The organism is Enterococcus sp. AZ128 (assembly GCF_051714485.1).
In the GTDB taxonomy this organism is placed as follows: Bacteria; Bacillota; Bacilli; order Lactobacillales; family Enterococcaceae; genus Enterococcus_A.
Genome location: NZ_JBIORZ010000004.1, coordinates 435,334 through 457,447, shown reverse-complemented (window position 1 = coordinate 457,447; position 22,114 = coordinate 435,334). Strand labels below are relative to the sequence as shown.

14 protein-coding genes and 1 pseudogene are annotated in these 22,114 nt (G+C 42.9%); 9 read left to right on the top strand and 6 right to left on the bottom strand.

The genetic code is table 11. From position 1 onward, the window contains the following. The first annotated feature begins 752 nt into the window (after positions 1-752). From rpoB to msrA, 4 genes are all read left to right on the top strand, one after another. The gene (gene rpoB / locus IGI38_RS23405; RefSeq protein ID WP_438734369.1) at positions 753-4,367 is read left to right on the top strand and encodes a DNA-directed RNA polymerase subunit beta; all 3,615 of its coding nucleotides are present in this window, start codon (positions 753-755) and stop codon (positions 4,365-4,367) included. Positions 4,368-4,566: 199 nt separating this feature from the next. After that, positions 4,567-8,220: a DNA-directed RNA polymerase subunit beta' gene (gene rpoC, locus IGI38_RS23400; RefSeq protein ID WP_438734368.1), complete on the top strand. Its 3,654-nt coding sequence runs from the start codon at positions 4,567-4,569 to the stop codon at positions 8,218-8,220. A gap of 334 nt (positions 8,221-8,554) precedes the next feature. After that, positions 8,555-9,655, top strand: a complete 1,101-nt coding sequence (locus tag IGI38_RS23395; RefSeq protein WP_438734366.1) for an LCP family glycopolymer transferase — start codon at positions 8,555-8,557, stop codon at positions 9,653-9,655. A gap of 231 nt (positions 9,656-9,886) precedes the next feature. After that, complete coding sequence (msrA, locus tag IGI38_RS23390; protein ID WP_438734364.1) at positions 9,887-10,411, top strand: peptide-methionine (S)-S-oxide reductase MsrA; 525 nt, start codon at positions 9,887-9,889, stop codon at positions 10,409-10,411. Here msrA and IGI38_RS23385 read toward each other — a convergent pair. After that, positions 10,408-11,004 (bottom strand): annotated as a pseudogene (locus tag IGI38_RS23385) (prepilin peptidase); the annotation flags it as partial. The gene msrA and the pseudogene IGI38_RS23385 overlap by 4 nt on opposite strands. Before the next feature lie 204 nt (positions 11,005-11,208). On the opposite strand from IGI38_RS23385, the gene IGI38_RS23380 reads away from it, so the two are divergent. Continuing rightward, on the top strand, positions 11,209-11,676 hold the full coding sequence (locus IGI38_RS23380) for a Dps family protein (protein WP_438734362.1): 468 nt from the start codon (positions 11,209-11,211) through the stop codon (positions 11,674-11,676). A gap of 62 nt (positions 11,677-11,738) precedes the next feature. Here IGI38_RS23380 and IGI38_RS23375 read toward each other — a convergent pair whose 3' ends face one another. The 3 genes from IGI38_RS23375 to IGI38_RS23365 form a co-directional block, all read right to left on the bottom strand. After that, positions 11,739-12,446 carry a transposase gene (locus IGI38_RS23375; RefSeq protein WP_438734360.1) on the bottom strand — a complete coding sequence of 236 codons (708 nt, stop codon included), beginning with the start codon at positions 12,444-12,446 and terminating at the stop codon, positions 11,739-11,741. Further along, positions 12,439-13,968 carry a DUF1538 domain-containing protein gene (locus tag IGI38_RS23370; RefSeq protein WP_438734358.1) on the bottom strand — a complete coding sequence of 510 codons (1,530 nt, stop codon included), beginning with the start codon at positions 13,966-13,968 and terminating at the stop codon, positions 12,439-12,441. Before IGI38_RS23370 ends, IGI38_RS23375 begins: the two co-directional genes overlap by 8 nt. Positions 13,969-14,065: 97 nt before the next feature. Beyond that, complete coding sequence (locus tag IGI38_RS23365; protein WP_137609646.1) at positions 14,066-14,815, bottom strand: MurR/RpiR family transcriptional regulator; 750 nt, start codon at positions 14,813-14,815, stop codon at positions 14,066-14,068. Between the two features lie 147 nt (positions 14,816-14,962). Here IGI38_RS23365 and pfkB point away from each other — a divergent pair, with 147 nt between their 5' ends. From pfkB to lacD, 4 genes are read left to right on the top strand one after another with little or no spacing between them, the layout of a single operon-like run. After that, a complete protein-coding gene (gene pfkB, locus IGI38_RS23360) occupies positions 14,963-15,913 on the top strand; it encodes a 1-phosphofructokinase (protein WP_438734357.1) in 951 nt (316 codons plus the stop codon). Further along, complete coding sequence (locus IGI38_RS23355; protein ID WP_438734355.1) at positions 15,895-17,337, top strand: PTS fructose transporter subunit IIC; 1,443 nt, start codon at positions 15,895-15,897, stop codon at positions 17,335-17,337. The genes pfkB and IGI38_RS23355 overlap by 19 nt, the downstream gene beginning before the upstream one ends. A 13-nt stretch (positions 17,338-17,350) precedes the next feature. Beyond that, on the top strand, positions 17,351-17,809 hold the full coding sequence (locus tag IGI38_RS23350) for a fructose PTS transporter subunit IIA (RefSeq protein ID WP_438734393.1): 459 nt from the start codon (positions 17,351-17,353) through the stop codon (positions 17,807-17,809). Then, a complete protein-coding gene (lacD, locus tag IGI38_RS23345) occupies positions 17,806-18,780 on the top strand; it encodes a tagatose-bisphosphate aldolase (protein WP_438734354.1) in 975 nt (324 codons plus the stop codon). Before IGI38_RS23350 ends, lacD begins: the two co-directional genes overlap by 4 nt. 223 nt (positions 18,781-19,003) lie before the next feature. On the opposite strand, the gene argH is transcribed toward lacD, so the two are convergent. Then, positions 19,004-20,374, bottom strand: coding sequence for an argininosuccinate lyase (argH, locus tag IGI38_RS23340; RefSeq protein WP_438734352.1), 1,371 nt, complete (start codon positions 20,372-20,374; stop codon positions 19,004-19,006). Positions 20,375-20,774: 400 nt separating this feature from the next. After that, positions 20,775-21,983: an argininosuccinate synthase gene (locus IGI38_RS23335; RefSeq protein ID WP_438734350.1), complete on the bottom strand. Its 1,209-nt coding sequence runs from the start codon at positions 21,981-21,983 to the stop codon at positions 20,775-20,777. Positions 21,984-22,114: the final 131 nt, after the last annotated feature.

Here is a 22,114-nt window from a genome sequence, read left to right as displayed (position 1 = left end):
TCCTTCTTTATATGTGCGGTTTACCCAACCTAACCATGAAAAGCAGAACTGGTATCCTTTTGTAATAAAAAATCACCCGCTTAGAATTAACGAAACTCTAAGTGGGTGATACGAATACAAAGATAGTATGATCCTTCAGCCACTTAGATTTCTCTATGCGGCCGGTGGTACGTCAAACTGCTCTAGCCATCATAGATACAAAAAACACTCAAGTTGTTTGTATCCATCGTGATGAATACAAACCTATCTAAAATAGCTAAAGTAATAGCGGTTATTCAGTTGTGAGTTTTTTGTGTTCAGCATAGGAACAACCTCCAACTTGGTTAAGATGTAAATTAGTATACGTTAAGAAAAATGAGATGTCAATAATAAAACGTCGAATATTCTGAATATTCTAAAATGTAAATCAAATTAAACCAATTGGTACTTGCTGAAAGTTTTAAGAAAAGCTTGCGGAAACTAAAATGAAGTACTGAGGCTATTGACTTTTATGCTATTGTCATGTATCATATTAATTTGCTAAAACTATCTGAAAATGATAACAGGCAGGAACGAAATATTGTCCGTTCCGGCTTTTAATAAGGAAACAAAAGTAGAAGCTCGCGAATATTTTTCAAGAGAATGTTCTATTTTTGGTTTTTTTTTGCCAAAAAGCCGCAAAAAATGTCGGGTGTTACGTTAATTTAATTTTTGTAACACAAATGTAATTAATCTTCGGATCGGTTTTCAAACTTTTAAGAGGGGTGAAGAACTTGGCTGGACACGTAGTGAAATACGGAAAACACCGAGAACGTAGAAGCTTCGCACAAATCAGTGAAGTGTTGGAATTACCGAATTTGATCGAAATTCAAACAGATTCTTATCAATGGTTCTTAGATGAGGGCTTACGAGAAATGTTTGAAGACATTTTGCCAATTGAAGACTTTAATGGAAACTTGTCACTTGAATTTGTTGACTATGAATTGAAAGAACCTAAATACACGGTTGCAGAGGCTCGTTCACACGATGCAAACTATTCTGCACCATTGCATGTTGTCTTACGACTAGTAAACCGCGAAACTGGTGAAATCAAATCCCAAGAAGTATTCTTTGGTGATTTCCCATTAATGACTGAACAAGGAACCTTTATTATCAACGGAGCTGAACGGGTTATTGTATCTCAATTGGTTCGTTCTCCGGGCGTTTATTTCCATGGAAAAGTGGATAAAAACGGAAAAGAAGGCTTCGGTTCAACTGTGATTCCTAACCGTGGCGCATGGTTGGAAATGGAAACAGATGCGAAAGATATTTCTTATGTGCGGATCGACCGTACGCGTAAGATTCCTTTAACCACGTTAGTTCGTGCATTAGGTTTTGGTTCAGATGATACAATCTTCGAGATTTTAGGAGAAAGCGAATCATTGCGTAACACGATCGAGAAAGACTTGCACAAAAACCCAAGTGATTCTCGTACGGAAGAAGGTTTGAAAGATGTATACGAACGTTTACGTCCGGGCGAACCTAAAACGGCTGACAGCTCTCGTAGCTTGTTAACAGCTCGTTTCTTTGATCCAAAACGTTATGACTTGGCAAATGTTGGTCGTTACAAAGTAAATAAAAAATTAGACCTTAAAACACGTCTATTGAACCTGACTTTAGCCGAAACATTGGTGGACGCTGAAACAGGCGAGATTATCGTTGAAAAAGGTACCGTTTTAACTCATCAAGTGATGGAAGATTTAGGACCACGCTTAGAAAACGGCTTGAATTCAGTGACTTATTACCCATCAGAAGATGCGGTTGTTACTGATCCAATGACTGTTCAAGTTATCAAAGTCTTTTCGCCAAAAGATCCAGAACGTGAAGTAACGGTGATCGGCAATGCTTATCCTGATTCTTCTGTACGTACGGTTCGTCCAGCGGATATCATTGCTTCAATGAGTTATTTCTTAAACTTAATGGAAGGTATCGGCAATGTTGATGATATCGACCACTTAGGAAATCGTCGTATCCGTTCAGTTGGTGAATTATTACAGAATCAATTCCGTATCGGATTAGCTCGGATGGAACGTGTCGTTCGCGAACGTATGTCAATCCAAGATCAAGAAACATTGACGCCGCAACAATTGATCAATATTCGTCCAGTTGTTGCCAGCATCAAAGAATTCTTCGGTTCTTCTCAGTTGTCACAGTTCATGGACCAAACGAACCCACTAGGGGAGTTGACCCATAAACGTCGTCTATCTGCCTTAGGACCTGGTGGTTTGACTCGTGATCGTGCCGGCTATGAAGTCCGCGACGTTCACTATTCTCACTATGGCCGTATGTGTCCGATTGAAACCCCCGAAGGTCCAAACATCGGGTTGATCAACAGCTTGGCTTCATATGCGAAGGTCAACAAATTTGGCTTCATCGAAACACCTTATCGTCGTGTGGATCGTTCAACTGGTCGAGTAACGGATAAAATTGATTACTTAACAGCTGACATCGAGGACCATTATGTTGTTGCCCAAGCGAACAGCAAGTTAAACGATGATGGAACATTCGTCGAAGAAGTCGTTATGGCTCGTGCTACTTCTGAAAACTTGGAAGTTACGATTGATAAAGTGGACTACATGGACGTGTCACCGAAACAGGTTGTCGCAGTCGCAACAGCTTGTATCCCGTTCTTGGAAAACGATGACTCCAACCGTGCCTTGATGGGTGCCAACATGCAGCGTCAAGCAGTACCATTGATCCAACCTCGTTCTCCATGGGTTGGTACTGGTATGGAATATAAAGCCGCTCATGACTCAGGTGCCGCCTTATTATGTAAAAACGATGGTGTCGTTGAATTCGTAGATGCTCACGAAGTACGTGTTCGTCGCGACAATGGCGCATTAGATAAATATGACATCACTAAATTCCGTCGTTCAAACTCAGGAACCAGCTACAACCAACGTCCTTTAGTTGGTTTAGGTGAACAAGTTGAAGTCGGTGATATCTTAGCTGACGGACCTTCAATGGAAAATGGTGAATTAGCATTAGGTCAAAACGTGGTCGTAGCCTTCATGACTTGGGAAGGGTATAACTATGAAGATGCCATCATCATGAGCCGTCGTTTGGTAAAAGATGATGTCTACACGTCAATTCATATTGAAGAATATGAATCAGAAGCACGTGATACAAAATTAGGACCTGAAGAAATCACGCGCGAAATCCCGAACGTTGGTGAAGACGCCTTGAAGAACTTAGACGAAATGGGGATTATCCGCATTGGTGCTGAAGTTCATGATGGTGATTTATTAGTAGGTAAAGTCACTCCTAAAGGGGTAACTGAACTATCTGCTGAAGAACGTTTATTGCATGCGATCTTTGGTGAAAAAGCTCGTGAAGTTCGTGATACTTCTCTACGTGTGCCTCACGGCGGCGGCGGAATCGTTCATGATGTGAAGATCTTTACCCGAGAAGCAGGCGATGAATTATCTCCAGGTGTGAATATGTTAGTGCGCGTCTACATCGTGCAAAAACGTAAGATTCATGAAGGGGATAAAATGGCCGGCCGTCACGGAAATAAAGGGGTCGTTTCTCGGATCATGCCTGAAGAGGACATGCCGTATCTGCCAGATGGTACACCAGTAGATGTCATGTTGAATCCATTAGGGGTTCCATCTCGTATGAACATTGGGCAAGTATTGGAATTGCACTTAGGGATGGCTGCTCGTCAACTAGGTATCCATGTGGCGACACCAGTATTCGATGGCGCGCAGGATAGCGATGTTTGGGAAACAGTACGTGAATCTCGTATGGCGGCAGACGCTAAGACTGTCCTTTATGATGGACGTACAGGTGAACCATTCGATAACCGTATTTCCGTTGGGGTAATGTACATGATTAAATTGGCCCATATGGTCGATGATAAATTGCATGCTCGTTCAATCGGACCTTACTCTCTTGTTACGCAACAACCATTGGGTGGTAAAGCTCAATTTGGTGGACAACGTTTCGGGGAAATGGAAGTTTGGGCACTGGAAGCATATGGTGCTGCCTATACATTACAAGAAATCTTGACTTACAAATCAGATGATGTGGTTGGTCGTGTGAAAACTTACGAAGCCATCGTCAAAGGTGAACCTATTCCGAAACCAGGCGTGCCTGAATCTTTCCGTGTATTAGTGAAGGAATTACAAGCTCTTGGTTTAGATATGCAAGTCTTAGATATCAATGACAAGGAAATCGAGTTGCGAGACATGGATGATGATGATGACGACTTGATCACAGTTGACGCGTTGACAAAATATGCAGAGCAACAACAATCTGCAAAACAAGTCGAAGAACAAGCAGCTGCTGAAAAAGCCGAACAAAAATCTGATTTAATCCAAGAAATCGAAACTGCTGAAGACTTATAAGAGCCGCACTTGTCTGAAGAGGTAGTGCCAGAAGTGTTCAGTTTCAAGAAATAAGAAAGAATTTCAAAGAATTGATTCTCAAATTTATGAAATTTCGGCTTATCTCTGAAGAAGCTACTTCTGGAACACCGTTTATGCATACGTAAGTCAGCTAGTTCCCTAGCTGACTTACGATAAAATGAAATGGAGGGAAACCCTTTTGATCGATGTAAATAAATTCGAAAGTATGCAAATAGGTTTGGCTTCTCCTGAAAAAATCAGAAGCTGGTCATACGGTGAGGTAAAAAAACCGGAAACCATTAACTATCGTACATTGAAACCTGAACGTGAAGGGCTATTCGATGAAAGAATTTTTGGGCCAACCAAAGACTGGGAATGTGCCTGTGGAAAATACAAACGGATCCGTTATAAAGGAATCGTCTGCGACCGTTGTGGTGTTGAAGTAACACGTTCGAAAGTTCGTCGTGAACGGATGGGTCATATCGAATTAGCAGCACCTGTCACACATATTTGGTACTTCAAAGGAATTCCTTCTCGAATGGGTCTTGTGTTAGACATGAGTCCTCGTGCGTTAGAAGAAATCATCTACTTTGCATCTTATGTCGTAATCGATCCAGGCAATACGAGCCTAGAGAAAAAACAATTATTGACTGAACGTGAATACCGTGAAAAACGGGATCAATACGGTCAAGAATTCCATGCGGCAATGGGTGCCGAAGCGATCAAACAATTATTAGATCACGTTGATTTAGATGGCGAATCAACCGAATTAAAAGAAGAGTTGAAAACAGCTCAAGGACAAAAACGTACGCGAGCAATCCGTCGTTTAGACGTTCTAGAAGCCTTCCGTTCTTCTGGCAACTTGCCAGGCTGGATGGTTATGGATGTTATTCCCGTTATTCCGCCAGATTTACGTCCGATGGTTCAATTAGAAGGTGGCCGTTTTGCAACGAGTGACTTGAATGATTTGTACCGTCGTGTAATCAACCGTAACAACCGTTTGAAACGGTTGTTGGACTTGAACGCACCGAATATCATTGTCCAAAATGAAAAACGGATGCTGCAAGAAGCGGTCGATGCATTAATCGATAATGGTCGTCGCGGTCGTCCAGTAACTGGACCAGGTAACCGTCCATTGAAATCTTTATCTCACATGTTGAAAGGGAAACAAGGTCGTTTCCGTCAAAACTTGCTGGGTAAACGTGTCGATTACTCTGCCCGTTCCGTTATCGTTGTTGGACCGTTCTTGAAGATGTATCAATGTGGTTTGCCAAAAGAAATGGCGATCGAATTGTTCAAACCTTTCGTTATGAAAGAACTTGTTCAACGTGAAATTGCTTCAAATATCAAAAATGCTAAACGTAAAATCGAACGTCAAGAAGATGTTGTATGGGATGTCTTAGAAGAAGTTATCAGAGAACACCCAGTTTTACTTAACCGGGCACCTACATTGCACAGACTTGGTATCCAAGCATTTGAACCTATCTTAGTTGAAGGTCGTGCGATTCGTCTTCACCCACTAGTGTGTGAAGCCTACAATGCCGATTTCGATGGAGACCAAATGGCCGTGCATTTACCATTAGGTGAAGAAGCACAAGCGGAAGCTCGTATGTTGATGCTGGCTGCGACGCACATCTTGAACCCGAAAGATGGCAAACCAGTTGTTACACCGTCTCAAGATATGGTCTTAGGTAACTATTACCTAACAATGGAAGAAGAAGGCCGTGAAGGTGAAGGAATGATCTTCCGTGACATGAATGAAGCTGTTTTAGCATGGCGTAATGGCTACGTTCACTTGCACTCACGTGTGGCTGTTGATCCTAATACATTAGGCGACAAACCATTCACTGAAGAACAAAAAGAACGCATGCTGATCACGACTGTTGGGAAAATTATTTTCAACGAGATCATGCCGCAAGAATTCCCTTACTTGAATGAACCAACCGATTTCAACTTAACACAATATACACCTGACAAATACTTTGTCGAAAAAGGTGCAGATATTCCTGCAGCGATCAAAGAACAAGAAATTATCTTGCCATTTAAGAAGAAAAATCTTGGAAATATCATCGCTGAAGTCTTCAAACGTTTCAAAGTCACTGATACGTCAATGATGCTTGACCGAATGAAAGACTTAGGGTACAAACACTCAACACACGCTGGTATGACCGTTGGTATCGCCGATATCATGGCGCTAGCAGAAAAACAAGAAATCATCGACAATGCCCACAAACAAGTTGGCACGATCACGAAGCAATTCCGTCGTGGTTTGATCACGGATGACGAACGTTATGAACGTGTTATTGCTGTTTGGAATGCCGCTAAAGATGAAATTCAACAACGACTAATGGAATCATTAGATGCGAAGAACCCAATCTTCATGATGTCTGATTCTGGAGCCCGTGGTAACATCTCCAACTTTACTCAGCTTGCTGGTATGCGTGGACTGATGGCCGCTCCGAATGGACAAATCATGGAATTGCCGATCATCTCGAACTTCCGTGAAGGTCTATCTGTCTTGGAAATGTTTATCTCGACTCACGGAGCCCGTAAAGGGATGACCGATACAGCCTTGAAGACAGCCGATTCAGGTTACTTAACTCGTCGTTTGGTTGACGTTGCCCAAGATGTTATCGTACGTGAAGAAGATTGCGGCACTGACCGCGGTTTAGAAATCTCTGCGATTCGCGAAGGTAATGAAATCATTGAATCACTAGAAGAACGTCTAGTTGGACGTTATACACAAAAATCAGTATTGCATCCTGAAACAGGTGAAGTTCTGTTGCCGGCTGATGCATTGATCAGTGAATCAGACGCAAAACGTCTCATTGACGCTGGTGTTGAGAAATTGACGATCCGCTCAGTATTCACATGTAATACAAAACACGGTGTATGTAAACATTGTTACGGCCGCAACTTGGCAACTGGCGACGACGTTGAAGTCGGCGAAGCAGTTGGTACGATCGCTGCCCAATCAATCGGTGAACCTGGTACTCAGTTAACCATGCGTACATTCCATACCGGCGGGGTTGCCGGAGATGATATCACACAAGGTCTTCCTCGTGTCCAAGAAATCTTCGAAGCACGTAATCCTAAAGGGTTGGCTGTTATTACTGAAGTTACAGGTGAAGTTGTTGAAATCGCAGAAGATGCTGCGACTCGTGTGAAAGAAGTTACGGTCAAAGGTGAAACGGATACGCGTACCTACACTGTTCCTTATACAGCACGTATGAAAGTCGTTGAAGGCGATATGATCCATCGTGGAGAACAATTAACAGAAGGTTCAATTGATCCTAAACACTTATTGCAAGTGCGCGATGTAATCTCTGTTGAAACGTACTTGTTACGTGAAGTTCAACGTGTTTACCGGATGCAAGGGGTAGAAATCGGTGACAAACATATTGAAGTTATGGTTCGTCAAATGTTGCGTAAAGTCCGCGTTATGGACCCAGGCGACACAGATATCTTGCCAGGTACATTGCTTGATATCGCTGACTTCAAAGACCAAAACTACAATACATTGGTTGCTGGTGGAACACCTGCGACATCTCGTCCAGTTTTGCTTGGTATCACTAAAGCGTCATTGGAAACGAACAGCTTCTTATCTGCCGCATCATTCCAAGAGACAACACGTGTCTTGACCGATGCTGCGATCCGCGGTAAGAAAGATCCATTACTTGGATTGAAGGAAAATGTTATCATCGGTAAGATCATCCCTGCTGGTACAGGTATGGCGACTTACCGTAACATGGAACCAAAAGAAGTTGTCGTAGCAAGCGAAAATGTCTACAGTATCTCTGATATTGAAGCGCAAATGGCTGCTGAAGACGCTTTGAACAATCCATTAAACTAAATTTAAAGGCTTTACGAACACGCTCAGCTTTTGAGCAATAAGATGAAACTTGTTCAAACTGTTTTTCAACGTTCGAATGAATGTCGCTTATTGCAAAAAAAGCTCGTTGACAAAGTCCGATATAGTTAGTACGAAGACCACAAGGTTCAAAAGAATCTTGTGGTCTTTTTATTTTCGCGCTATTATAAGAAGGTATCTGGTAAATGACAGCAGTCGCTTTGTTCAGATATTAAGTTTCGTTTAGAGGACGATATAAATACTATTGTCTAAGGATATTTTATGAGAGAATGACGGAAACTATTATATAGGTACGTAAAAATTTTTGAGGTGTTACATGAACAGAACAAAGAAAATCATCTTGATTGTCGTGGGAATTATTGTACTGCTCGTCGGAGCTGCTACCGTCTATCTGTTGAAAGTGAATAACGATGTGGATCAGGCAATCAATAAAATGACTAAAAAAGTCAATTATAAAAGTCAGCGATCGGATGCCGTTGATCTGGAAAGCGGGGAACCCTTTTCTATACTGTTGATGGGGACAGACACCGGCGATAAAGGCCGAACCTATCAGGGACGTTCTGATTCCATGATGCTGGTCACTATCAATCCTAAGAAGAAACAAACCTTGATGACGAGTTTGGATCGAGATATTTATACCCAGATCGTTGGATACAAGGGTGACGAGGATAATTACGTCGCGAAAGGCGATACGTATTACGATAAATTAAACGCGGCTTATTCACTAGGCGGCACTAAAATGGCGATCGAATCCGTCCAAGAAATGATGGATATTCCTGTTGATCATTATATTGAGATCAATATGAAGGGATTGAAGACCTTAGTTGATGCTGTCGGCGGGATCGAAGTTGATAATAAGATCGCTTTTACATTAGATGGCGTACATGTGAAAAAGGGCAAACAAACCTTAGATGGCAGACATGCCTTAGAATATGTGCGGATGCGTCATGAGGATCCTAAAGGCGATGTGGGGCGACAAGCACGCCAACGAGAGATTTTATCTAAGATCGTTCATAAAATCCTTTCAGTCAATTCAGTTACAAAATATAAAAAATATTTGCATGCAGTGGAAGATTATGTGCGGACGGATCTAAGCTGGAGTGAGATGCTGACAGTGGCGAAAGATTATACACCGGCTGCTGAGAATATCAAGCAGACGCAAGTTGAAGGTCAAGGCGAGATGATCAATGATATTTATTTCCAAATATTGGGATTGAACAATTTATTGGAAGAACAAAATATCGTGAAGAAACAGCTCGGCTTGCCTACGAAGAAAAAATTGCCGAATCTAGATGAGGATGACGACAATCAATTATTCTTTGATGATAGTGATGTCGATAAAATCAGTGCAGGGACGCATTATGACTATACCGGGTACGGGAAAATTCTGTATCCTATTGATCCAGATAATTATTAACAATAGTGAATCGTTCAGAAGAGGGTGGCCGTGAAGTGGGGCACTCTCTTTTTTGGCTATTAGGGAAGTTTAAAATTTACTGCTGAACAGCAGGATACCCATGTCCGGCTTCACGAACTAGCCTATCGGCAATAAACGGAGCGAGTTCGCGAAGTCTTTCTTGCCTAATGAGCAGATTCGTTTCAATTTTTCTAAAAATGTTTATGATGAAACCAAAAGGGGGCGTATTTCATGACAGAAGAGAAAGCTATTTTTGCCGGCGGCTGTTTTTGGTGTATGGTGAAGCCTTTCGATCAGATGCCGGGTATCAAAAAGGTTGTTTCCGGCTATACCGGAGGACAGGTACCGAATCCAACATATGAAGAGGTTTGCAGCGGAACGACTGGACATACTGAAGCAGTCGAGATCACCTTTGATCCAGCGGTGATCTCTTATCAGCAATTAGTGGAGATTTATTGGCAGCAAACGGACCCGACGGATGCATTTGGCCAGTTTGCGGATCGCGGCGATTCTTATCGTCCAGTGATTTTTTATTCCTCTTCAGAGCAAAAGGAAGCTGCTGAAGCGTCGAAAGAACGACTGCAAGCTAGTGGCCGTTTCAACGCGCCAATCGTTACATCAATCGAACCAGCTCAGCCTTTTTATCCCGCAGAAGACTATCATCAGGATTTTTATCGAAAGAATCCTGAACATTATACTGCTTATAGTGAAGGTTCTGGTCGCCGCGGATTTATTCGCCAAAATTGGAACGCTTAACGATTTTTCAACAATAAAAATAAAAGCCCGATAAATAAGAAGGGCACAAAGGGCAAAGGCTCCGGCGCTTGTCGACGCAACGCGTGATACCCGAAAAAGGCTAAACCGCTGAGTGAAGCAACGAAGAGGAGTTGCAGCAGCTCGTAGCCAGACAAAAAGAAACTCCATAGCCCGATTACCCAGAGATCTCCCAGACCTAAGCTGTTTGGGAGAATTTTTTGACTAAGGTAAAATAGCCCGCCAATAATCAACGGCTGAGTCCAATTCAGCTGGAAAAGGACGGCTCCGCTAACGAACAAAATCATCCCTGTAGAGAAGAAAATCCGCATCTCTACAATCAAGTAGTCCCAATCAATTACTGCTAAAGCTAGTGCGCTCAGCAGCCACAGCAAACGCCAAAGATTGATCCAATGAAGATCCTGTAAAAAGATCAGAAAAAGAAGGCCGCAAAAAAGTTCTAGCCAAAAACTTCGCGCAGAAAATTTTTGCTGGCAGTGGGCACAATGAAACCTTTGGCGCAAAGCAGAAAGCAGCGGGATCATTTCGATTGGCCGGAGCGGGTGCTTGCATTGATCGCAGTGAGACGGCGGGTAGAGTAACGATTCATTTCAAGGGATACGAGTACAAACAACACTTAAAAAAGATCCGATAATCGTTCCGAAAATAAAAGGCATGTCATATTCACCTCCTTTTTCAATAAGATACGAAAAACGAGCAAATTCCCAGCATTTTCTTTGTGCTTTTGCCATAATTGTATTATGCTTTTAGTGGAGTAAATAATTAGGAGGTATGAAGGAATGAAATTCGAAAAAACAAAAGAAGTATTGAACCAACTAGTTGCAGACTTGAGTCAAATGTCCATGGTCATCCACCAAACACATTGGTATATGCGCGGCCCTGGCTTCTTGACATTACACCCAATGATGGACGATTTCATGGATGACGTGAACGACCAATTGGATGAAATCTCAGAACGTTTAATCACATTAGACGGTTCTCCTTATTCAACATTACGTGAAATGGCTGACCAAACAAAAATCCCAGACGAAGTAGGCCGTTGGGACCGTACAATGGAAGAACGCTTAGCGACACTTGTTGAAGGTTACCGTTACTTAGCAGATCTTTATCAAAAAGGGATCGAAGTAACTGGTGAAGAAGGCGATGATCCAACTCAAGATATCTTTATCGAATTCAAAACAGCGACTGAAAAACGCATTTGGATGCTTCAAGCACATTTAGGAAAAGCACCTGAAATTGATGCTTAATTAAACCAAAAAGAGGTTCTCATCTTAGATGGATGAGAGCCTCTTTTTTTCACTATAAAAACTTATTGTTGAGTTGTATCCGTTGTTAAGCCAATCACGCCGTCGACGGGAATAGAAATCAAGATGCCTTGAGCCTCACTAAGCAGCCCGCATTGTTCGCCGATCGCCTTCATGATCGCCATTTTTTTGTCTTGCTCCACTAAGATATAAACCATTTCTTTTTCTGGTTGAATACTGATTCCCCATTTTTTCATGGTTTCTTGCGAGTCCAGACGGCGAGCATGGACAACAGTTCCGCCCGCGGCACCAGCCCCGGTGGCAGCGATCATGACCTCTTCACTGAATCCTTGGTTAATCGTCACCATTAGTAAACTGTATTTAGCATCTTGGATCATCTGCTTTTCCTCTCTTTCCATGTGTTTTTGGATTGATTCATGCATTTCTGTATCTAAAATTTTCATGACATAGCTGCTTGCTCCAGAGACGGGAAAAGTAAATGCACACCCTCTGTTTGGTTTGTTAAGGCATAGGCCTTCGCCGAGAGCGGCAAACAAATCAGGGACGCATTTCTTTAATACGGGACAAATAAAAATCGCTTTTTCTGATACGCCTAACCCTAAATAGTCCATGACTTCGTTGGTGGCGGTCCCTTCGCCGATACACAAATATTGGACAGGTGTATGATGAGCATCAAAAATAGCATGCGCCTTTTTCTTATCTTTCTGGTCTATGATCAAAATCAACATTCGAACTGCCGGTCTATTATGCATCCTCTTCAGCGTCCTCCCATTCTTCAATTTCATTAAGTTCTTCTATTGCTAACTCTTCTTTTTGAGCCGCTTTGTTTTCTTGCCATTTATAAACGATCCCCATGATTTGGATGGCGATCAATGGTGTTAATGCAACCAGTGCCACTACGCCGAACGCATCTGCCATAATATTTCCCCCTAAGGCTTCGCTGACTCCGATACAAAGAGGAAGCAGGAATGTGCTGGTCATGGGTCCGCTGGCTACGCCGCCTGAGTCAAAGGCGATCCCGATAAATATTTTAGGGACAAATCTGGAGAGCAGCAGGGCGATAAGATAGCCGGGGATAATGATCCAATAAATGCTGATCCCAGTAATAGAACGCATCATGGCCAGCCCGACACTGACTGCTACTCCAATGGAGAGACACATATTCATGGACGAGGCGGAAATCGACCCGCCGGTAACATTTTCTACTTGGTGGTTCAGAACCTGAATGGCGGGTTCGGCTTTTACAATAAAGTAGCCGATCAGCATCCCGATCGGTATTAACAGCCATTTGAACTTACTGGCAGCCAGTTCACCGCCAAGCAGGCTGCCCACCGGAGCAAAGCCAATACTTACACCCGTTAGAAAAAGCACAAGACCAATATAGGTGTAAAAAAGTCCGACGATCATCCGGATATATTGCCTGTGATGGTAACGGCGGCTGATAAGTTGGAAAACAAAGAATAATAAAGCGATCGGCAGCATGGAGATGAAGACCTCTTTAGCAAAATGAGGCAGCTCCAGCATGAACTCACGCATCACATCTTGCGTAGTGCTGACATTAAGAAACTCTGTCGGTGTATAAGAAGCATCTGTGGGTTGAAAGAAAATTCCCAACAGCAGTACCGCCAAAATCGGGCCGATACTGGAAATAGCAACTAAACCAAAGCTGTCGTCAGAAGCATTTTTATCACTTCGAACGGAAGCTAAACCGACCCCTAAAGCCAAAATGAAGGGTACAGTGATCGGTCCAGTGGTAGCCCCTCCTGAATCGAACGCCACCGGGACGAAATCATTGGGGGTCAAAAAGGAGAGTAAGATTACGATAGCGTACAGCACTGTCAGTATGAGAGATAAATTGATTTTGAACATGATCCGCAAGACGGCGATTGTTAGACAAATACCGACCCCGATCGCGACAGTCCAAATCAATAAATTACTAGGTATGGCGGGCATTTGATCGGCTAATACTTGCAGATCAGGTTCTGCGATAGTAATAACGGCACCGATAATAAAAACGCTAGCGGCCAATATGCCGATTTTTTTACTTTTAGAAAGCTGAACGCCCATCCCTTCACCGAGGGGAGTCATGGACATTTCGGCACCTAGCTGAAAGAAGCCCATCCCAATGATCAGCATGACGGCTCCCATTAGAAACATAGCGAATGTTCCTATTTCCATCGGAACTAAAAACACACTAATGACTAGAACGGTAATTGTAATCGGCAGGACTGCCGACAAGGATTCTGAAATATTCTCTTTTAGTTTTTGATTCATCGTTTCACTCCGTTTCTATTTTATCTGGAGGAATGTTGTCAATACGGACTATTTATACCTAAAAGTCATATTTCCTCTTGATGGAACAAGGTATTTATTAAGTATCAGTGACACGTAAAGCGTAGGAGTCGAGTAAAATTCTCGCGATGATTTGCAGCGGCAAGCGTGAGCGCACCTCGTAATCAGGAAAATAGGAACCTTCAGATTTGAAACCAACCAAAGCAATTTCACAATAAGTCATCAGACTAGAGGAATTGTTCGCTGTTAATAGGATCGAACCAATCTCCGCATCGTAACAGTTCTTCGCCGCGATGACGAGTTCCTTCGTCTCGCCGTTCAGAGAAATAAAAATGACGATGTCGCGCTTCGTTAGTTTTCGACTGATATTCTTAATAATCTCCGGATCGGTGTGCATCTGACAATTTTTGCCGGTCAATTGGAACTTCACCATCATTTCCTGACCGATCATTTCTGAAAAACCTCGCGCAAAAATAATCACCCGCTCAGCGAACTTGATCTTTTGGATCGCGTCTTCAATATTTCCAATCTTCATCATGTTGATGGTTCGAACGACCTCTTGCTCATTTTTTAGAATCGCTCGCCGAATGCCTGTATCGACCTTATCTAATGAAGAAAAGTTGATGTTCTTATTTTCTTGCTCCTTTAAATGATGCTTAAAAGCAGTGAATCCTTCGTAGCCTTTCTTTTTCATCGTACGAACGATCGTCGCTGTCGAAACATTGGCTAGTTCACTAAGTTTGACGATGGAGTAATTAGGGATCTCAAGAATATGACTTTCAATAAAATCCCAGAGGTATTGTTCAGTGTCGCTTAATTTATGTTCCATTGCCTCATAAACCTTCTTTCAATGTATCACTAGTTAAAAAGTATCATGTTTCGTGAAAAGATGTAAAGCTTTTCAGGAAAATCCCTTAAACATGAAAACCTTTTCGGTGTCGAATGTCCCATAATAGGGTCAAGGAGGTCATCACTCATGTCTATCTATACATGCACCATGAATTTAGCGATTGATCTATTTATTGAAACAGACACCATGAATCCTTCTACAGTAAATCGAACGAAGGATGATGATATCCAAGCAAATGGAAAAGGCGTGAATGTCTCGCTTGTATTAAAAATGCTGGGAGTCGCCACCACTGCATTAGGATTTCGTGCAGGGTTTACAGGGAACTATATAGAAGATTATTTACAGGAAAAAACAATCAGCACTGATTTTATTGAAGTTCCCGGAATGACTCGCATCAATGTGTTCACTCAAGTCAATCAAACAGGGGAGGAATACAAACTAGTCAATCAGGGACCAGAAATACCGCCTGAAAAGGTTCAAGCCTTTTTAGATCAAATCAAAGGGTTGCAGCCAGGCGATCATCTCTGTATCTCAGGAAGTTTGCCTCGAGGAGTAGAGCCGAAAATTCTTGTTGCTATTAGTCGGATCTGTCACGAGCGCGGAGTTCATTTGATCATTGACAGTAGCTACCAGGAAGTCATGGATTGTTTGCCTTATCGGCCGTTTTTACTGAAGCCGAATGAAGAGGAATTGGAATCTTGGTTTGGACAAGTGATTGACACGGAAGAAGCCTATTTGTTTTATGGGCAGCAATTGTTGGAAGCGGGTGCGCAAAATGTGTTGTTGTCACTTGGCGGAGACGGCGCCATCTTTTTCACGCAGGGAAAGATCATTCGAGGAAATTCGCCAAAAGGAAAGGTAGTCAATACTGCTTGTGCCGGAGATACGCTATTAGGCACGTTCTTGGCCGGCTATTTGACTGATCAGCCGCTGGAGACGACATTGCGAAAAAGCTTGGCAGCGGGAAGTTCGACGGCTTTTCGTAAAGGTTTGACCGATTTTTCGGATGTAGAAGAGTTAAGTAAACAAATTGAAATCAAAGAAGAGAGGGTAAAAACATGGGAAATTATCAATTAATCGCAGCAACAGGTTGTCCGACAGGGATCGCCCACACCTATATGGCGCAAGAGGCTTTAGAACAAGCGGCGAAGAAAAAGGGTGTCACGATCAAAGTCGAGACGCATGGGCAAATCGGAGTCGAAAATGAATTAACAGCCGAAGAGATCAAAAATGCAGATGCCGTTATTATTGCGGCAGATAAAGATGTTCATCCGGAACGCTTTGCTGGGAAACGGATTATCGATGTTTCGGTTAGCACGGGGATCAAGGATGCGGAACGATTGATCGACGATGCGTTAGCAGGAAAAGGGTCGATTGCTGCAGAAAATAAAGCAGTTGAGGCTTTGGAGCAAGAGACAGGGAATAAAAGCAGTTTTGGCCGCAGCATTTATAAAAATTTGATGAACGGTGTTTCTCACATGCTGCCTTTCGTAGTGGCCGGCGGGGTATTGATCGCGATCTCATTTGCTGTTTGGGGCATTTATTCTTTTGATCCAGATAATGCGCAATACAATTCGACGGCAGCGATGCTAAAAGCCGTTGGAGATGCGGCGATGGGGATGATGGTTCCAGTTTTGGCGGCTTATATTGCTGAAGGGATCGCGAAACGTCCAGGTTTAGTCGTTGGTTTTGTCGGCGGGATCGTCGCGATGAATGGCGGTACCGGATTCTTAGGCGGTATTTTGGCAGGTTTCTTAGCGGGGTATTTCATTCTATTCTTGCAAAAAATCTTAGATGTGTTACCAAAACAATTGGATGGACTAAAAGCAATTTTCTTATATCCAGTTATTGGTGTGGCTGTTATCGGGGTCGTGATGTCTCTATTGGCAGGACCGATGAAGGCAGTCAATGAAGGTATGATGAGTTTCTTAGCTGGGTTTGAACATTCAAATCCATTGGTTCTAGGCGTGATCGTTGGTTGTATGTGTGCCTTTGATATGGGAGGGCCAATCAACAAAGCCGCTTATGTGACCGGAACGGCATTATTGGCGCAAGGAAATACGACCTTTATGGCGGGTGTTTCTGCAGCGTGTATCGCACCGCCATTGATTACAGGATTCGCAACCTTATTCTTTGGAAAATATTTCGATACAAATGACCGCAATGCTGGTTTAGTCAACTTCATTTTAGGTTCAACCCATATCACTGAAGGGGCGATCCCATTTGCCGCAAAAGATCCGATTCGAGTATTGCCGACAATGATGCTAGGCTCATCAATCGCGGCGGTCTTAACCTACATGTTCGGCGTCCAAGTACCAGCGCCCCATGGCGGGTTCCTGGTATTACCAGTCGTAACTGGTAAATTCCAATGGGTTCTTTCGATTTTGATTGGCTCGATCGTGGGCGGCATCATTTTAGGCTTTATCCAAAAGAGCAGTGTCGCTGCTAAAGAGAAGAAAGCAAATGCCGAACAAGCAGACAAATCGGCGGTTGCGGAATAGAGAGGAATCCATGATGGAAATTATTCAAGAAGAGAACATCTTTTTAAAGCAAACATTGACTACCCAAAAAGAAGTATTTGAATTTTTGGCCAAACAAGCCAAGCATTTAGCGATTTCAACAGATGAACATCACGTGTATCAAAAATTAGTCGAACGTGAAAACGAGGGCACTACAGGAATGATGGACGGTTTTGCGATTCCCCATGCGAAAGATCCATCGATCAGCGAACCAAGCATCATCATTGTTACGCTGGAGCAAGGCATCGAATGGAACAGCTTAGACGGTCAGTTGATCAACTTTGTTATTGCACTGTTTATTCCAGATTCAGAAGCGGGAACGACTCATTTGAAATTATTATCCGCAGTCGCACGTTTACTGATGCGAAACGAAGTGACGGAACAATTAAAAGCAGCGCAATCGAAGATAGAAATCGCAACATTACTAAACGAAAAAATAGGTGAGAATGAATGAAGACAATCAGTGCAGGAAAAAAGAACTATTTAAATCAAATAACCAATGAAGAAGGAATCATCGGTGCTTTAGCGATTGATCAGCGCGGCGCTTTGAAGAAAATGATCGGCAAATACAAAGAAGCGACCACAGCAGATGTGATTAAGTTCAAAGAGCTGGTTTCTCAACAATTGACGCCTTATGCGTCCGCAATTCTGCTGGACCCAGAGTATGGCTTGCCGGCGGCTGGCGTTCGCGACAAAGATTGCGGACTGCTTTTAGCCTATGAAAAAACCGGTTATGATGCAACAACTCCTGGTCGTTTGCCCGATGTGCTAAATGATTGGTCAGTGAAACGCTTGAAAGAAGCAGGTGCGGATGCCTGCAAATTCTTACTATATTATGATGTCGATGAACCGAAAGAAATCAATGAACAAAAACAAGCCTATATGGAACGAATTGGCTCAGAGTGTACAGCGGAAGATATTCCTTTCTTCTTAGAGATCGTTTCCTATGACGCGGAAATTACCGATGCGACATCAGTAGACTATGCAAAAGTGAAGCCGCGGAAAGTGATTGAAGCGATGCGGGAATTTTCGAAAGATCGTTATCAGGTCGATGTTTTGAAGGTAGAAGTTCCAGTAAATATGAACTTTGTTGAAGGGTACGGTCAAGAAATCCTCTGTAGTCAAGCCGAGGCAGCCGCTTACTTCAAAGAGCAATCAGAAGCAACCGAGCTGCCGTTTATTTTCTTAAGCGCGGGTGTCAGTGCGGAGTTGTTCCAGGAAACATTACGCTTTGCGAAACAATCAGGTTCAACTTTTAACGGCGTGCTATGCGGCCGGGCAACTTGGGCCAATGGTGTGGAGTCCTTTGTAACTGAGGGTGAAGAGCAAGCGATGGCTTGGTTATCGGAAGAAGGCAAGCGAAACATCGAAGAATTGAATGCCGTATTAAAAGAAACGGCAACCTCTGTTTATACCAATGTATAAGAAAAGGACCTGTGACAAAAGTCTTGTCACAGGTCCTTTTTCCGACCAAACGGTGTGTCAGAAGCAGCTTCTTCTTCGCAAGCTACGCATACAGTTACTGCTAAGTTTCACTAAGCAGAGCTAGCATTCGGAAATAAGCCGAAATTTCTTGAAGCTGACCACTTCTGTCACAACCTCTTCTTTGTCAGTGCTGTTTTTGCAGTGAATTTGTTTTGAGCTGTAGCTATAGTTCTGTTTTAGCCAGTTGAATTTGTTTTTTGACTTGATCGAAGCCGGTGCCGCCTAAGGAATGCCGGCGAGTTACCGCCGTTTTAGAAGCCAGCGTATCATAGATATCTTCTTCAATTACGGGGTTGATGGCTTGATAGTCTTCTAACGGCACATCTTGCAAATAAATCCCTTTTTGGGTACAAGCCAATACAAGTTTTCCGACGATTTCGTGGGCTTGACGGAAAGGAATCCCTTTTGTTGCCAAATAGTCGGCTAGTTCAGTCGCGTTAGAGAAGTCTTTTTCAGTAGCATCGTGCATGATTTGCGTATTGACCTTCATGGTATCGATCATACCTGCCATGATGTCCAAGCTAGTTGCTACAGTATGAACCGTATCAAACATGCCTTCCTTGTCTTCTTGCAGATCCTTATTATAAGCCAGCGGCAATCCTTTTATGACGGTCAATAAGCCCATCAAATCACCGAAAACACGTCCGGATTTTCCGCGGATCAATTCTGCCATATCAGGATTTTTCTTTTGGGGCATGATCGAGCTGCCGGTTGAAAAAGTATCCGTCAATTCAACAAATTTGAATTCATGACTACACCATAAAATGATTTCTTCACAGAAACGCGAGAGATGCATCATCAAGATCGAGCTGTTGCTTAAAAACTCGAGAATAAAGTCTCGATCGCTCACGCCGTCAAGACTGTTCATGTACAGATCAGCAAAGCCCAACTCATCGGCAGTCATCTGACGATCGATTGGGAAAGTCGTACCTGCCAAAGCAGCACAGCCTAGAGCGGAAATGTCCACTCGCTTCATACTTTCCTCCAAGCGCGCCTGATCACGCGTCAGCATGCCGTAATACGCCATTAAATGATGACCGAAAGAAATCGGCTGAGCATGCTGCAGGTGAGTATAGCCGGGCATGATCGTTTCGACATGTTCTTCGGCCTTATTGACCAAGACCGCACGAAAATACTGAACCTTCTCAATGATTGCCTTTAAGTGCTCCTTCAAATATAAATGCATATCGGTCGCGACTTGATCGTTTCGGCTGCGGGCGGTGTGGAGCTTGCCGGCGACAGGTCCGATTTCGTCGTGGAGCATTTTTTCTAAGTTTAGATGAATGTCTTCATTTTCAATCGTGAAGGTTAATTCATCCTTCGCAGCTTTTACTGCTAATATCTTTAAACCAGCGGTGATTTGTTCCGCTTCTTCTTTTGTGATAATACCTGTTTCGCCTAGCATTTTAACATGCGCTAAACTGCCGGTGATATCTTGTGTAGCTAGCTGCTGGTCAAACGGAATCGAGGCGCCGAATGCGTCGATCCAAGCTTCGTTTTTTCCATCAAAACGCCCACCCCATAATTTTGCCATTGTTTTATCCTCACTTTTCTTTAATAGAAGATTATTGCTAAAAAAGACCGACGAGTCGGTCTTTTTCGCGATGAAGTATAGTTACAACCTCATTTTTTTATATCTAGCTTAACGAACTCGCTTTTTCTGCAATAAGCAAAAACATTTCGAAATTTGAGAACCCATTTAAAAATATTTTGGTCTTATTGCTCAAAAGCTGAGTGAGTTCGTGAAGCTTTTAAGCTAGGGAGGAGGCATCTTTTCAGATACCTCAGGATGAAAACATTGCTGGTTTCCTTATTTCCTGACTGGAAAAGAAACTCTCCTAAGAGCAATGGCAAGATGTGAAACCGGACGGCCTTATTTACCGGCAAGTAAAAGCCGCCTCACATCTGGTTTCTCTTGCACTTTCTTTACTATATTATACTGTTGGTTGTTTCTTTTCAGCTTGGACTTCAGCGTTTACCTTTGTTGGCAAGCCCCATAGCTTGATGAAGCCGATCGCCGCGTCTTGATCGAAGGTATCCGCAGATGTGTAAGTCGCCAAGTTTTCGTTGTATAAGCTGTTGTCAGACTTACGTCCTTCTACGATCACATTGCCTTTGAATAGTTTCACACGTAATACGCCGTTCACAACTTCTTGTGATTGTTTCAAGAAGGCGATCAATGCGTCCATTGTCGGATTGAACCATAGACCATCATAGATCATTTGACATAATTGCTGTTCGATGACTGGTTTGAAATGCGCCATCTCACGAACGAAGGTCAAATCTTCTAATTCCTTGTGAGCCTTCATCAAGACCTCCGCACCTGGACATTCGTATACTTCACGAGATTTGATCCCAACCAGACGATTTTCGATATGGTCAATTCTGCCGATGCCGTGTACGCCGGCGATCGTATTCAGCTTCATGATCAATGTCGCTAGAGATAAATCTTCACCATCTAAAGCAGTTGGAACGCCTTTTTCGAAGGTGATCTCAACGATGGTTGGTTTATCTGGTGTTTCTTCTAATTCAGCGGTGATGGCATAAGCGCCAGCTGGCGGAGTAGCCCATGGATCTTCTAATACGCCGCATTCGCAGGCACGTCCCCACAAGTTTTGGTCGATCGAGTAAGGATTATCTAAATCTGCTGGGATCGGCACGCCTTTTTCAGCCGCATAGTTGATTTCTTCTTCCCGAGACCATTTCCATTCACGAACAGGCGCGATGATCTTCAAGTTTGGATCAAGCGCTGCGATAGACACTTCAAAACGCACTTGGTCGTTTCCTTTACCAGTACAACCATGAGCGATCGTTGTCGCTCCAGTTTGGTGGGCAAGCTCAACTAATTTTTTCGAGATCAATGGACGAGACAAGGCCGATACTAATGGGTAAGAATTTTCATAGTAGGTATTTCCTTGCAACGCGATCAATACGAAATCTTGCGAGAATTCTTCACGGGCATCGATGGCATATGATTCAGATGCGCCAACCTGCAAGGCTTTATTTTTAATAAACTCAGTGTCACGGCCTTCACCAATATCCAGACAGCAGGCAATCACGTCGTACCCTTCATCAACGAGCCATTTGATTGAGACTGAAGTATCCAGACCACCTGAGTATGCTAAAATCACTTTTTCTTTCATCCTGATTGCTCCCTTATCGCTTTTTCATTAAATTCTAATTAATGTGTTGAAGCAATATTAGCACCGTAAAATACAAAAAGCAAGTACTTTTTAAATATTTATGCAATATTTTTTGTAAATACGTTTCTTTA